We start from the raw sequence: 15,308 nt of genomic DNA, 5'->3' as shown, positions 1-15,308 counted from the left end.
CGACACAGTATGTAGATAAAGACGGAAATCCGCTTGTTAAAGCAAAAGACGGTAATTACTATCCGAAAGACAAGGTAGGCGATGATGGGCAGCCGAAACCGGATGCACAGGCAGTTGATCCGGCAGGTATTCAGGTTGGTGAAAAAGATAAACCGACACAGCTCACGAACGTAGCACCGGCAACGAAAGCCATTGATAAACCAAATGACCCGACTAACGGCTTGGCAGATTTGGCGAGTGCCAAAGACGGAACCGTAGCAACAGTGGCAGATTTGAAGAACTTAGGATTTGTTATTAAGGGTAAAGCGGCAGATGGTACTACAGATGTAACTGGTCAAGTGAAACATGCCAATATCGTAGAATTTGCCGGCGAAGATTTGGCAAAAGTTGTTACTGAATCTGCAAACGGTGTAAGCAAAGTAACTGTCAAGGTAAATAAAGAAGATATTGTTAAAGTAGTGAATGACGCAAATGACAAGAAGGGATCCGCTCCGACACAGTATGTAGATAAAGACGGCAATCCGCTTGTAAAAGGTGATGACGGTAAGTACTACAAACAGAATCCGGACGGAACTCCGAATAAGGGTGAAGGAGAACAGACACCGGCAGGTATTAAAGTCGGCGAAAAAGATAAGCCGATGCAGCTTGATAATGTAGCTCGCGGCACTGAATCTAAACCTGTTAACGGAGAAGACGGCAATCCCATTATGGGAACCGATAATAACCCGGTACAGTTGGTAGATTTGAAAGATGCGAAAGATACGAAAGTAGCTACAGTAGGTGATTTGAAGGATATGGGCTTTGTTGTGGCAGCCAGTGTGAATGCTGCCGGCGGTGACAAAGCATATCAAGATGTAGTGAAGAACGGAAATAAAGTGAAATTTGTCGGACTCGGCGGTGCGTGGATCAGCGGTAAAACTGCTCAGGACGGTACACGTGTTATTACCATTGATGTAAATGCGGACAATTTGGTAACAGGTACGCAGAATGCCGTTCAGTATGTGGACGCTAAAGGAAACCGTATGATACCTATTTTGCAAACAGGAAAAGAAGTATTGTATTACAATGCCGCAGACAATCCGGTAAAACATAAAATGCCGAATAGTGATAAAGAAGCTATATATAAGATGAGCGATATTGCTGAAGACGGTACGTTAAAAGCGGATGCTCAACCGTTGCAAGGGAAGAAAGCAGGAGAAGTACCAAATTTAGGTGTAGCTCTGGTTCATCCGAACGGTAGTGCAGAAACTGACAAAGGAACCGTATTGCACAATGTAGGCGAAGGCACAGCGACTATCGGAGCACCTAAAAATGCTGATGATAAAGTGGGAAAAGCCAAAGAAGGACTTGCCGATTTGGATAAGTCCAAAGATACAAATGGTCTCAGCGTAGCGGATGCCAAGAAGCTCGGTTGGGTCATCAGTACGGGCAAAGATGGAAAAGACTTTGCCGGAAAAGTACAGACGGCCGATGAAGTGAACTTCCAAGGCGAAGAAAACGGGCCGATTACCGTTACGGGCAGTGCAGACGGTTCCAAGCGTATCGTGACTATCGGCGTTGACGCCAAGAAGATGGCGGCGGTTGTAAAATCCGAATTGGATAAATCCGGCGACAGCAATCTCCAATATGTGGATGATAAGGGAAATCCGCTTGTAAAAGTAGGCGATAAATATTACACGAAAGATCAATTGAAAGATGACGGACAGCTGAAAGATGGCGCTAAGGAATCGAATCCGGCTGCACAGAAATTGGCAGGGTCTGCACCGATGCAGTTGAAGAATGTAGCGCCGGGAACAAAATCTATCGAAGCTCCGAAAGAAGCGGATGCAAAACCGGCAGATAAAGCAAAAGCCGGACTCGCCGATTTGAGTGTTCCGAAGGATGCGGATAAAGATACAGATGCCAAGAATACGGCAGCTACGGTGGACGATCTCCGTCGTATGGGCTGGGTACTCAGCACCGGTGATGATTATGCCGAAAAAGTTCAGAATGCTAATGAAATTAATTTCAAAGGTGTGGACGGAGTTACAATAACCGGTAAGACGGACGGTGGAAAACGTATCGTATCGGTAGGTGTGGATGCACAAGCAGTACTTGAACATGCGGATATTCCGATTGTATACAAGGATAAGGACAATAAACCTGTAACAAAGGTCGGTAATGATTTCTATGCGAAACCGGAGAAAGCGGATGATGCACCGGTATTCGTTCCCGGAGAAAACGGTCAGAAAGGTGCCGTATATAAAAAGAGCGATCTCGGAAATGACGGCAAGCCGAAAGCCGAAGCAAAACCGTTGACACCTGTGGATAATGGTACAATTAAGACTGCTTTGAACGGAGCTGACCCGAGAGTATTGTCAAATGTTGCACCCGGCACAGATGACAACGATGCGGCTACGTACGGACAAGTTAAGAAGATTGCTGACGGAGTACAGAAAGCGGTAAGTGACATGTCAAATGCCGTTTCTGAAGTAGGTTCCGATGCAGCGGCATTAGCCGGATTGCAACCTCTTCAATATGATCCGCTTGAACCGACACAGGTAATGGCGGCTATAGGCGGTTATCGCGGAGGCAATTCTGTAGCATTGGGTGTAGCTCATTACACCAATGAAAGTACGATGTTACATGCAGGAATTACATTCGGCGGAAACAGCATGTTTAATATCGGACTTACCAAGAAGTTCGGACACAGTGACGAAGAAAAAATGATTCCGCAACGTTACAGAAGCGGTCCGATCAGTTCCGTATACGTTATGCAAGATGAAGTAAGTAAATTGAAAGCGGAAAATGAGCAACAGAAACAGGAAATTAAAGAACTTCGTGAAATGGTGATGGCACTGATGGGCGAAAAGAAAAAATAATTTCTTGTAAGTAATGAAAAGACTCCGAAGGAAAAAACTTCGGAGTCTTTTTATATTTTCTCGATAAATAAGATATTTGAATAAAAATGGTAATTGTTTGGTATATTTCCTATATAGTTTATATTTATTTACGATTTTACTTACATAATAAATATAAAATGATATGTAGGGTTCTATGGAGAACGGTATCGAATTTTAGACGTAAGATGTACGGTATTTATTATGGACGAAAAGAAATACGGCCTATCGGCGAATTAAAATTGATTTATATTTCACTAAAAATACCCCCTTTACCGGTTTGTCCGGTAAAGGGGGTACATATCAAATGTCTTTCAGATTTTTTATTTTGTACTTTCAGTCACAAGACGGGGCGGAGCGTCTAAAAATGTCACTTCGGGATTTCTTTGTACCAACCAACCGGCTTGCCATTCATTTGGTAAGAGATAAACGGTTTTTTCTTTTCTGTCTCTGACAACCATGGCATTGTCGATTCCGGTAAGTTCTTCCGGTTTGACATCTTGCAGTGTCCAACGAGCAACCGTATAAGGAAGAGGCTCAATGTTGACTGTAACGGAATATTCATTTTCAAGTCGGTACTTCATTACTTCAAATTGCAACTGTCCGACAGCACCGATGATGAAACTTTCCATGACATAGGGCTGTGTATAGACTTGAATTGCACCTTCTTGCGCCAATTGAGATACTCCTCGCAAAAATTGCTTGCGTTTCATACTGCTCGAGGGAGAAATTCTTGCGAAAAGTTCCGGTGGAAATACCGGGAAATCTATAAAAGTGACGGGATGTTTCTTTTCACAGATTGTATCTCCGACTCCGAGTTCTCCGGTATCGAATATACCTATAATATCTCCCGGATATGCTTTCTCGACAGTTGTTCTTTCAGTAGCTAGGAATTGTTGCGGTTGAGAAAGTCTGATCATCTTGCCGCTTTGACGATGAAGTACGGAAACACCCTTTTCAAAAATTCCCGAACATATTCGTATAAAAGCTATACGATCATGGTGCTTGGGATCCATGTTTGCCTGAATTTTGAAAACAAATGCTGAAAATTCGGGTGATGTAGGCAGCACTTTTCCTTCAGAAACTGTTCTCTCTTGAGGGGAAGGTGCCAATTCAAGGAACTTTTCCAAAAATGGTTGAACGCCGAAGTTTGTCATTGCCGAACCGAAAAACATCGGTGTCAATGTTCCGTTTTTTACCTTTTCCAAATCAAAAGGATCTCCGGCTTCATCGAGTAATTCCAAGTCATCTTTTAAAGATTGTAAAATTTCTTCGGAAATATTCGCTTTTATATTTTCATCATCTATTTTTCCTGAGATAACATTTAATTTTTTAGTGCCGTGAGCATTATCTTTTATAAAAATATGGCACATTTCATTTTCACGATCATAAATTCCGGTATAGCTTCCGTTTATTCCGATAGGCCAGTTCATAGGACAAGAACGAATGCCCAAAACTTCTTCGATGTCAGCCATAAGGTCAAAAGGATTTTTACCGAAATGGTCTATTTTGTTTACAAATGTAAAAATCGGTATTCCTCGATCGCTGCAGACCTTGAAAAGTTTCTTCGTTTGAGCTTCGACACCTTTTGCAACGTCAATGACCATGACGGCACTGTCTACCGCCATAAGTGTACGGTAGGTGTCTTCAGAGAAATCTGCGTGTCCCGGTGTGTCCAAAATATTTATGCGACACCCGTTGTAGTCGAATTGAAGGACTGAACTTGTAACGGAAATACCACGTTGTTTTTCTATTTCCATCCAGTCAGATACCGCATAACGGGAAGTTTTACGTGCTTTTACCGAGCCGGCCAAATGTATAGCGCCTCCGTAAAGCAATAATTTTTCGGTTAATGTAGTTTTACCCGCATCCGGATGAGAGATGATGGCAAAAGTACGACGTCGTTTCATTTCTTCCAAATCTGTCATAATACACCTCTTGATAAATATCCTTTCTATTATACCATTACATACAATTTACGTCATTTAACATAAATTTTAACTAAGATTTGAATTCATGCCGATAATTGATTGAGGCTGCAAATTTGTATATGACTTTTTTGATTTCCGCATCGGAAATTAAAGTGTCGACATCCTTTTCGGAAGATATTATAATATTTTGCTTTTTTATGAAATGCTCAAAATCCTTTTTTAATTTTTGTATGGATTTTGAAGGTTCATATATATTTATATTTTTTTTGAAAGCCTTTTCGTACAGCATTTTGATTAATACGGGGCGGAAATAATATTCCATAAAGCAACGTTCAATCCAAAAATCAAATTCCGTATTTTTTAGTTTTTGTGCTGAAGGAAGTAATTTAAGATATAAAAAAACTCCGTCTTCCACACCTTTCCAAAAATCTGCAAATGCAAAATTGTACATATTGTCTTTTTGCGATTTTATATAAGTGAAAGCATCTTCATTTATAATACGTATTTTGTCTTTGTTCGGGAAATACGGAAGCATTTGTTCTTTGAACAAACGTATTACTTCTTCATTCATTTCAACAACCGTTACGGTATCTACATTTTCTTTCTCCGAAACCATGAAGGTATAATATCCCAAACCGAGTCCGTAAGTGATTACATTTCCATGTGCCTTTTCTATTTCTTTTTGCATTGAAAGTATTTCACTCATTACTATACTCATCCAGACTTTGTTGTTTTCAAGCAGCACCGGATAGGAGACTTTTTCTTTGAAAAATCCGGTTTTTATGTGTAAAAAAGGATTTTCGGTGTTGAATGAATTATTGTAAGATTGAAAAAATTCAAACGGTAATGTTTCGTGTGTTTTTAGTAAGAGTGCATTTTTTATTTTTTTGTATATATGTATGTGTTTATTGTATGGATTGTCGGTTATATTTTTCTCATCATATATTTCGGTTTGAGAAATTATACCGGACATGATTTTTTCGTACATTTCTTCCGGTCCGATTAAATTTGTAAGCTCGGAATAGGGAAGAAATTCTTCAGGATAATTGTACAGATTTTCTATTGCATCATCTACCGTGTCGGAAAATCCTATTGACACTATTCCGTATTTCAGCGGATTTTGTTTGTTTAACGATTCAATCCATTGCATATCCGGATTTTCTACATAAAGTCTGCTTGAGATTTCATTCAACATAATGTCGTTTGTAATTTCTGCAAGAAGATATTTGTTCCATAAGTTTTGTATATGTTTTTTTATTTGTTCCGAGGGTTTAATATCCATAAAATCTCCGTTCTTTATAAAAAAAGGAATGAAAAATATCCATTCCTTGTATCATTCTGTATAGGTCAGTTTCAAATGTTTGCGTAAAAATTCAATCAGGTGAGGAACATTGAACGTTGAATTTTCTTTTTCCTCATTGTTCGGTATGAATACCGAAAGCCTTGACGGAAGTACCTCTATACTGATTGGAAATTCAGATCCTATTTCTCCGTCTATATTTGTTAAAAGTTCGGTATTTTCATCTTCTATTGAAATGTGCGCTTTTTTCACGTCTATTACTGTCATTGTGTCGGGACCGAATTGTTCACCCGTAATCAGTTTAGGCGCTTCTTTGAGAGTATTTATCCATGAGAAGTCTTTGAAAAGTACAAGTTTTATTACACCTTTATTACGATCTTTTGTAGGCATGAAGTTATGAAAGCTTCCTGCCGAGTCCGTAAGCATTGCAGCTATAAGAGGTGATGAAATTTGTATTATCGTTCCGTTTTTCATTTCTATCCGAAATCTGTAGGACGGTTGTTTGTTTATAACTTGAAGTGCTTTCATAAAATAAGCCATCGAACCGAAAAGTGTTTTTTCTTTTATTGTTACTTTTCCGACAGTTTCGGCAATGAGTCCGGCGGCAACCACGTTTATGAAATAACGTTTGTTTATTTTGCCTACATCGATTTTTGTTTTTGTCGCATTTTTGAGCATGCGAATTGCACCTTTAGGGGAACGAGGTATATGCAATGCTCTTGCAAGATCGTTTACAGTTCCGAAGGGTACGAAACCGAATGTAGAGGTGCTGTTTTTTACCGGAATTATTCCGTTTATCGTTTCATTTATAGTTCCGTCTCCGCCCATGCAAATTATATCTTCATTGTTTTTTGCTGCTATGCGTGCAAAACGTGTAGCATCTTTTGTTTTTTTTGTAGTTTTTATTGTAATATTTTCATATTTTTCTTTTAAAATATCCGAAAGCATGGGTAAATAGCGTGTCGAACGCCCTCTTCCCGATGTGGGATTTACAATTACGGTACAATTTTTTTCCAATTTGCTCACCTTTATAATGTTAAAATATACACGACTATTATAACAAAAAAAGTGTAACTGTTGAAATATTTAATCAATGTGTTTTTTAAACACAAAAGACAGGTAAATTCGATCACCTGTCTTTTTATTTTCGAATCATTCTTTCACTGAGTAATTTGAAAGGATTTTCAGTAGGAAAATCATCACTGTCGTATAATAATCCTTTTCTGCTTTTGATAATCGTTCTGTTTGCGATTTCTTTTTCCAATACGATTTTTGCCGTATTTAAAAATGAAGTACATTCAAAATTATGATTATCTTGTGAAATTTTACGCTCCAATACGGGAGCTTTCAATTTATGTTGGATACTGCGATAGTGCATCGATTTTTTACTGCCTTTTTCAGAACATGCACGCAGTAAAAGTTCTATTTTGTAGTTTTTACTTTTCAGTTCTTCCAATAATGAAAGCGTAAATTTTTCGTTGCTGAAATTCGTTTCATATATAAATGAACACCTTTTATCAATTACATATCTTAAAGAAAAATCTGCCAATGCTTTACATGTTTTTTCAGAAAAATATGCTGTCGAGCAAGGAAAGTTTTTGTTGTCCGAACTTAAACGAAATCCGCAAAACTCGTCCGGAGAAATTCTTATTATTTTTCCTTTTTTTTCTTCAACGATAATGGAGGACATTCTGGATTTTCCCGATCCCGGTTGTCCTGCAATTATATAAACCGTAGGATTATTTTCTTTTGTTTCTGTATAACGCTCCAAGCAGGGTACTACCTGTGTATTGAATAATGTATCCAATTCTTTGGGCGTGTATGAATCGTCGGTTACTGTGTCGACACGACAAAAGACTTGGTCGGTTATGTACTTTGTTTCAATTGCAAATGCTTCATTTAACATTGAAATTTGATTTTCATGTGACAATCCTGTCGCACGTCTTTGTTCCAACATTGAAGATTCATATACAGTCGACATTTTCAAACTGTGTATTCGTTCAAGATCGTCTTTTGAAACTTTGCAAATATTTCTTAAGCTCCAAAGAGTGTTATAAATTGTAGAGAAAATTTCTCTGTTCACATCTAATTGGATATAAGGCGGTGTATCTTCCGCTTCTTCGTACAATTCCTTTAAAGTCCGCTCGTCATACGGCATAACCTTACCACTTCCTTTTCATATAAAAATTATTAGCGTATCCATCATAGCAAAGATACGTTTTTTTGTCTATGTACGATGAAAATAATGTTTTTTATATTTTAAGCACCGTAAAAATTTTTGGAAAAATGATGAAACGGCTGATAATCATGAGTATTTTAGCTTGTAAATTAATAACGATTTCATAAATTGCATAACATGGAAATATGCAGTGAAATATGGTAACATTGAATTAAATTTAAGACTTTACATATAGTGTAAAAATGAGGAGAATAAATGTTTATTATTCCATATATTGCATTACTGATTGTATGCGTACTTTTTTTTATTGTATGTTATTTTTTGATATGCGGACATTCTCGTAAAAAGTCGAAGAAAGCTTGTGTAAAAAAGCGTAGTAAAAAGAGTTTTTCCGAAAGCGGATTTATACACGGTAAAAATACACATGAGGATGAGAAATTGATAGAGAAAGTCGCTCAAGACACTCTCGTTGTTCCGCCTCTTAAAAGAGCCGACAATAAAGACATTTTCGATTCATTTGAAAAGACGAAGGCTTTTTCACGTGATGAATTGAAAGGTAATTTGAAGTCTGCGGAAAAAGAAAGTTACAAAGAATTTGACAATGAACCTTCTCCGAACGTGGTAGGGAATATAAATGATGCTTCAAAACTTGAAACTTATTTCGTACGTCATTTCTTGAATCAGTACGGAGCCGTTTCAAAGACGGTAGAAAGCGATACGAAACTTATTACTCATGCTTTGATTTCTTCATTGAATATGACCGACAAAGAAGCATGCGATACTTTGATGCATTTAATGGTTCAAGAAGCGCTGCAGAATGCACAGAAAACTTATATAATGATGCCTTCGGAATGTATAAAAGGCATGGTTGTTGCGGCATTTTGCGATGTTGCACGTGGAAGTCGTACGGATACGAAAACGATTATTGCTTATGATGCGTTGAAATCAATGCCTCGTATGGAAGAAAATTCGTTCAAAGCACTTTCACTTCTTTTGATTTTCCATTATTCCGGAAGTTCCGAGATAACCGATTCCGCATCTATAAATAGATATGCCGAAAAATACGTTTCACCCTTTATAAACGATTTGCCGGATGTATACAGCGGATACCAACAGTTGGAATACTTGCATTGTATTTCACTTCAAAATAAAGACATTGCATTCGGTGAAGTGTTGCATAATTCTTATCCTCTCATATTTTCTTATCGAGGAGCGATGAAGAGCGAGTTGAAAGAATTATGGAATTTTGACGACAGTATTCTTGTGCCGAGTTTGTATAATTCGTACTATAAATTACCGGCATCCGATGACTCGCTGTTGGATGAATTTTTTGACAAAAACGGAATTTACGATGAAAAGATTAAACATCATATAAGAGCATTACTTCATTCAAGACCCGTTGCATATGACAGAAAAGAATTGAATCATATACTCGGAAAAATTTCAAATGATTTGAAATTGCTTCAGGAAGAATGGGATACAGGAATGCTTCGCCGTTCATCTCTGACTTTGATGGGTATGTACATAGCACATATTTACATACGTGAAGTAATCGGAGAAAATTTTGATATTTCACACTGGATTTAATTTATAAAGGGTTCGAGGAGGTTTCATGGGAATATTTGATATTATCGGGCCGGTTATGATAGGACCGTCAAGTTCTCATACTGCCGGTGCGGCAAGAATAGGTCGTATGGCAAGAGAAATTTTAGGCGAACCCGTTGTAAAAGCGAAAATAACACTTTACGGCTCTTTTTCAGATACCGGTAAAGGTCACGGTACGGATAAAGCTTTGGCTGCAGGCCTTATGGGATACTTACCCGAAAGTGAAGAAATTCGTGACGCATTACAAATTGCAAAAGACAAAGGCATAGATATGGAATTTGTATTTTCAAACGAAGAACCCGCACATCCGAATACGGCTTTTATACAAGCGCAAGGAAAGAGCGGACACGAATCGGACATTTTAGGTGTATCTTTGGGCGGAGGACGTATAAAAATTACTGAAATAGACGGTATTTCGGTAGAAATTACAGGTGAGGAATATACATTAATTACAAATCATTATGATGTACCGGGAATAGTTGCCGCCGTAAGTTTAAGATTGGCAAATCATAATATAAATATTTCAAATATGAGAGTTTTCAGAAAAAAGAAGGGACTTAATGCGGTTATGATTGTTCATACCGATCAGGAAGTTCCCGAATCTATGATTAAAGAACTGGTGGATTGTAATAAAAATATAAAACGTGTAATTTCTTTAGGGATAATTTAAGGAGAATTATATGAAAGGTTATCATTCGATTGCCGAGCTTATGAAGCAATCCGATATTGCAAAATGTTCTCCGGGAGAACTCAGTTGCAGAAATGAAGCGGAAAGTACCGGAAAAGAGTTCGATGTTGTATGGAACAGAATGAAAAGATTGATTCCGGTATTTAAAGACTCGATAAGAAAAGGCTTGGAAAGTACAAGTAAATCTGCAAGCGGCTTGGTAGGCGGAGATGCCGAAAAGTTGAAAAACGGAAAACTGAATTTTTTGAGTCCCATATGCAAGCGTGCTGCCGTATATGCAATAGCAACTGCAGAAGCGAATGCGAAAATGTTTCGTATAGTAGCTTGTCCTACTGCCGGTTCTTGCGGAATAGTTCCGTCAATACTTATGGCGGTAGGTGAAGAACTGAATTCCGATGAAGATGATTTGACACGTGCATTATTTACGGCAGGTGCCATAGGAAAAATTGTAGCCGAAAAAGCATGTATAGCGGGAGCTGTCGGAGGATGTCAGGCGGAATGCGGAACTGCAACTGCAATGGCGGCCGCTGCGGCAATTGATTTAATGCACGGAACGACAACGCAAATGATGGATGCCATGGCATTGGCACTGAAAAATTTACTTGGACTTGTATGCGATCCGGTGGCGGGTCTTGTTGAAGTGCCATGTGTAAAACGTAACGGATTTCATGCAGTGCATGCACTTGTAGCCGTAGAAATGGCAATGTCCGGTATTCATAGTGTAATACCGGTTGATGAAGTTATTGCCGCTATGGATCAAATCGGAAAACTCATGCCGGTATCTTTAAGAGAAACAAGTCAAGCCGGTCTTGCAACAACAAAGACGGGAGAATGCATAAATAACAGATTGAGAAAAAAATAAGAGCAGAAATTTTTTGCTCTTTTTTTCTGTAAAAATACATGACGGAGAATATAAATGATGAACTCGAAAATTTTTAAAAAATTTAAGTACATAATAATATTGTTGCTATGCGTACTTGCTTTATTCACACATTTTGCAACCGAAGCCACTCCAGGACTTCAAATGTCGGATATTCCTCCATATCAAGGACGACCGTTTGTAGTTTTGAATAAAAACGTCCCCGATTTCAAAGAGTCGGATTATACTACGCAATCGTTTGAAAAATACAGTAAACAAGACAAATTGGGAAGGTGCGGCGTTGCATTTGCAAATGTAGGAAAAGAAACAATGCCGAATAAGAAAAGAGAAAGCATAGGCTCCGTAAAACCGAGCGGCTGGCAAATATCAAAGTATGAATTCATTGACGGTAAATATTTATATAACAGATGTCATCTTATCGGATACCAACTTACTGCGGAAAATGCAAACCCGAGAAATCTTATTACCGGAACAAGATACATGAACGTAAAGGGAATGCTTCCTTTTGAACAACGTGTTGCGATTTACGTGAAAAAAACAGGTAATCATGTACTTTACAGAGTTACACCGATATACGAAAAAGATAATTTGGTGGCAAACGGAGTACAAATGGAAGCCTACTCGGTGGAAGATAAAGGACGAGGAATAATATTCAACGTATTTGTATACAACGTACAACCGGGGGTATTGATAAATTATAAAGACGGTACAAATAAAAAAAGCGGATAGATAAAGACGTGTAAAAAATCAACATAAATGTTAAAATAATAAGTAAATTAAATTAAAAAATGTTGGAGGATGTATGAAAAAGTATCTTAAGATTGCTTTTTCCGATAAAGCGAGTGAGATTTTTGAAGCAACATTCAACAGAAGTATAATACCCGTACATAAAACCGACTTTACAGATGTTGCGGCAATTATAATAACTACCGAAGAGCAAAATATATTGGAAAATAAAGACATACAAGCTTTCGGTATTCCCGTTTTTTTGATTTTAAAAAACAATGAAAAAATAACCGATTATGCACTCGGAAAAGTATTCAGTCTTATAAATTTAAAATCGGCAGACAAGAAATTTTATGTAAGACAAATAGAAAGTGCGGCAGATAAATACGAAGAAAGTATGTTACCGCCGTTCTTGGGTAAATTAATGAGATATGTGGAAAAAGGAAATTCCGCATTCGATTGTCCGGGGCATCAAGGCGGGGATTATTTCAAAAAACATCCTACAGGAAGATTGATGTATAATTTTTATGGAGAAAATACATTCCGTGCCGATCTTTGCAATGCGGATGTAGAATTAGGAGACCTTCTGATACATGAAGGAGCTGCACTTGAAGCGCAAAAACACGCTGCACGTGTATTTCATGCCGATAAAACATACTTTGTTTTAAACGGTACATCCGGTGCAAACAAAATTGTATTGAATGCACTTCTCTCTCCGGGAGATTTGGTTTTATATGAAAGAAATAATCATAAATCCGTAAGTTTCGGAGCATTGATACAAGCGGGTGCAATTCCCATATATCTTGAAACGGCAAGAAATCCTTTCGGCTCGATCGGAGGTATACTCGAACATTGCTTCAATGAAGAATACATAAGAAGTCTTATCAGAGAACGTGATCCAAAAAAAGCTGAAGAAGAACGTCCGATAAGACTTGCTGCCATACAATTGGGAAATTATGACGGATGCATTTACAATGCAAAACAAATTGTAGACAAAATAGGTCATCTGTGCGATTACATATTCTTTGACTCAGCATGGGTAGGATATGAACAGTTCATACCAATGATGAGAGATTGCAGCCCTCTTCTGTTGGACTTGAAACCTACAGACCCCGGAATTATAGTAAGTCAATCCGTCCATAAACAACAAGCCGGATTTTCAATGGCATCGCAAATACATAAAAAAGACTCACACATAAAGGGGCAAAAAAGATACTTACCGCATAAAAGACTGAACAGTTCATTCATGATTCATTCATCAACATCACCTTTTTACCAAGTATTTGCATCACTTGATGTAAATGCAAAAATGCAAGAAGGGAAAGCCGGCAAAAAATTATGGATGGAATGTGTTGAAAATGCAATAGAAGCAAGAAAATCCATTATAAGAAACTGTCATTACGTAAGACCGATGGTTCCTCCGATAGTACATGGGAAAAATTGGGAAGACGGAGATACAAAGAAAATGGCAAATGATATTGCATACTTTGCCTTTGAACCGGGCGGTAAATGGCATTCGTTTCACGGCTACGGCAAATGGCAATATTTCATAGATCCGTGTAAACTGCAACTTTTGACACCCGGTATAGACATTGAAAGCGGAAAATATAAAAAATTCGGTATACCCGGAATAATATTGGCGGACTATCTTCGTGAAAACGGAATAATTCCCGAAAAATGCGATTTGAATGACATACTGTTTTTGATGACACCGGCAGAATCGAAAATAAAGTTGGATAATTTAATAACAAAACTTGTAAAATTTGAAGAACTTATAGATAACGATGCACCTATGGAAAAAGTATTGCCCACCATATTCTCAAAACACAGAGAAAGATATAGCGGATATACGATAAAACAATTGTGCAGTGAAATTCATGAATTTTATAAAGCTCGTATGGTAAATGTTCTGCAAAAAAGACTTTTCCTTAAAGAATACTTACCCGAATATGCAATGAGTCCGCAAGAAGCCAACTATGAATTGATACGAAATAATGGAGAAATTGTCGAAATAAACAAAGCGAAAGACAGAGTCGCTCTCGAAGGCTGTCTGCCATATCCTCCGGGAGTTATATGTGTACAACCGGGAGAAAGATGGTCTGAAACGGCGGTAGATTATTTCCGCTATTTGGCTGAAATAACAAACAGACTTCCGGGATTTTCACCCGAACATCAAGGTGTTTACTTGGAAAAAGGAAAAGACGGAAAAAAATCATTATATGTATATGTACTGAAAAAAGAATACGATAAGAAATTCAGTAAAAAAATTTAAAACTGTAAAATATAAAAAATAAAAGGTCGCTCAGGCGGCCTTTTGAAATTTATATAAAAATAGATTATGTAAATATCGCACTTACAAAAGAGTATTGTAAAAATTTTGAGCGTTTGTTTCGGAAAAACAAATGTTACTTATTATTATTTGAAATAATTTACAGTCGATTTAATTGATTTATGTCTACATTTGATAAATAATTGAAAAATACATTATTACCATAAGTAATTTTTATTATAATGGAATATTATATTATATAATCTATCGATTAAGCGAAAATTACCGATATAGATAACTGTAATGTTATAAAAAATACTTAATTAAAAATTAAGTATAAGACCGAAAAATAAAACGGTATTGAGAAAATATTTACGAAATAAAAAAGATATTATGCCGCCCTTAAAAAAAGAAAAACGTTGAAATAAGTTGCAATAAGTAAAGATTTAAAAAACTTATAAAAGAAAAAATTCAAATTATATCGGATAAAATGAGATTTTTTTAATAAAATCTCAAGTAGAAAAGTATAATATTTTTGAACTTGGAGGAATTTGAGCATTCTTAAAATTGAAAATAAAAAATAAGGACGAACCTAATTAAATTGATAATATACATAACAAAGTGATTATATAAAATGTCCTATAAGTAAATAGCATACGTTTTCAATATTGGAATGAAAAACACTTATTTTGTATTATGATATTGAATAAAACGGGTATAAATTTCGTTTTATATTTATCACACAGTGAGCGCGCATTCTGTGGTAGAAACATTTCATTTTATAAATGTTATTGTTGGGAGGTCATTGATTTGAAGCAGTTTAAGATTGCATATTCAGAAAAAGCTTTAGA

Annotated in this window: 10 protein-coding genes; 6 read left to right on the top strand and 4 right to left on the bottom strand. The window is 37.0% G+C overall.

All coding sequences use genetic code 11. The features are described 5' to 3' along the window. Positions 1-2,861, top strand: a 2,861-nt coding sequence (locus P6922_RS05980) for a YadA-like family protein (RefSeq protein WP_276875051.1), incomplete at its 5' end; no start/stop codon positions are given. 341 nt (positions 2,862-3,202) lie between these two features. On the opposite strand, the gene P6922_RS05975 is transcribed toward P6922_RS05980, so the two are convergent. The 4 genes from P6922_RS05975 to P6922_RS05960 all read right to left on the bottom strand — a co-directional run bounded on the left by P6922_RS05975 (position 3,203) and on the right by P6922_RS05960 (position 8,268). Next, positions 3,203-4,807: a peptide chain release factor 3 gene (locus P6922_RS05975; RefSeq protein ID WP_276875050.1), complete on the bottom strand. Its 1,605-nt coding sequence runs from the start codon at positions 4,805-4,807 to the stop codon at positions 3,203-3,205. Between the two features lie 73 nt (positions 4,808-4,880). Beyond that, entirely contained in the window at positions 4,881-6,092 is a 1,212-nt protein-coding gene (locus tag P6922_RS05970; protein WP_276875048.1) for a hypothetical protein, read from the bottom strand. Between the two features lie 51 nt (positions 6,093-6,143). Then, positions 6,144-7,136, bottom strand: a complete 993-nt coding sequence (locus P6922_RS05965; protein WP_276875046.1) for a diacylglycerol/lipid kinase family protein — start codon at positions 7,134-7,136, stop codon at positions 6,144-6,146. A gap of 115 nt (positions 7,137-7,251) precedes the next feature. Next, positions 7,252-8,268: a zeta toxin family protein gene (locus tag P6922_RS05960; protein WP_276875045.1), complete on the bottom strand. Its 1,017-nt coding sequence runs from the start codon at positions 8,266-8,268 to the stop codon at positions 7,252-7,254. Positions 8,269-8,544: 276 nt separating this feature from the next. On the opposite strand from P6922_RS05960, the gene P6922_RS05955 reads away from it, so the two are divergent. The 5 genes from P6922_RS05955 to speC all read left to right on the top strand — a co-directional run bounded on the left by P6922_RS05955 (position 8,545) and on the right by speC (position 14,460). Continuing rightward, on the top strand, positions 8,545-9,876 hold the full coding sequence (locus P6922_RS05955) for an LPO_1073/Vpar_1526 family protein (RefSeq protein ID WP_276875043.1): 1,332 nt from the start codon (positions 8,545-8,547) through the stop codon (positions 9,874-9,876). 25 nt (positions 9,877-9,901) lie between these two features. Further along, positions 9,902-10,564, top strand: coding sequence for an L-serine ammonia-lyase, iron-sulfur-dependent subunit beta (sdaAB, locus tag P6922_RS05950; protein WP_007555038.1), 663 nt, complete (start codon positions 9,902-9,904; stop codon positions 10,562-10,564). A 10-nt stretch (positions 10,565-10,574) separates the two neighbouring features. Beyond that, positions 10,575-11,444, top strand: a complete 870-nt coding sequence (gene sdaAA / locus P6922_RS05945) for an L-serine ammonia-lyase, iron-sulfur-dependent, subunit alpha (RefSeq protein WP_007555053.1) — start codon at positions 10,575-10,577, stop codon at positions 11,442-11,444. Positions 11,445-11,498: 54 nt separating this feature from the next. Continuing rightward, positions 11,499-12,191: a DNA/RNA non-specific endonuclease gene (locus P6922_RS05940; RefSeq protein ID WP_007555046.1), complete on the top strand. Its 693-nt coding sequence runs from the start codon at positions 11,499-11,501 to the stop codon at positions 12,189-12,191. A gap of 73 nt (positions 12,192-12,264) precedes the next feature. Continuing rightward, complete coding sequence (speC, locus tag P6922_RS05935; RefSeq protein ID WP_276875041.1) at positions 12,265-14,460, top strand: ornithine decarboxylase; 2,196 nt, start codon at positions 12,265-12,267, stop codon at positions 14,458-14,460. Positions 14,461-15,308: the final 848 nt, after the last annotated feature.

The sequence above is a fragment of the Dialister micraerophilus genome (assembly GCF_947090205.1).
Classification (GTDB): Bacteria; Bacillota; Negativicutes; order Veillonellales; family Dialisteraceae; genus Dialister; species Dialister micraerophilus.
This window is presented reverse-complemented; position numbering and strand designations above follow the sequence as displayed.

Excerpts from the sequence above, each read along its gene's own strand:
- P6922_RS05975 (WP_276875050.1), bottom strand. The coding sequence starts at position 4,807 with ATGACAGATTTGGAAGAAATGAAACGACGTCGTACTTTTGCCATCATC.
- P6922_RS05970 (WP_276875048.1), bottom strand. The coding sequence starts at position 6,092 with ATGGATATTAAACCCTCGGAACAAATAAAAAAACATATACAAAACTTA.
- P6922_RS05960 (WP_276875045.1), bottom strand. The coding sequence starts at position 8,268 with ATGCCGTATGACGAGCGGACTTTAAAGGAATTGTACGAAGAAGCGGAA.
- P6922_RS05955 (WP_276875043.1), top strand. The coding sequence starts at position 8,545 with ATGTTTATTATTCCATATATTGCATTACTGATTGTATGCGTACTTTTT.
- sdaAB (WP_007555038.1), top strand. The coding sequence starts at position 9,902 with ATGGGAATATTTGATATTATCGGGCCGGTTATGATAGGACCGTCAAGT.
- sdaAA (WP_007555053.1), top strand. The coding sequence starts at position 10,575 with ATGAAAGGTTATCATTCGATTGCCGAGCTTATGAAGCAATCCGATATT.
- P6922_RS05940 (WP_007555046.1), top strand. The coding sequence starts at position 11,499 with ATGATGAACTCGAAAATTTTTAAAAAATTTAAGTACATAATAATATTG.
- speC (WP_276875041.1), top strand. The coding sequence starts at position 12,265 with ATGAAAAAGTATCTTAAGATTGCTTTTTCCGATAAAGCGAGTGAGATT.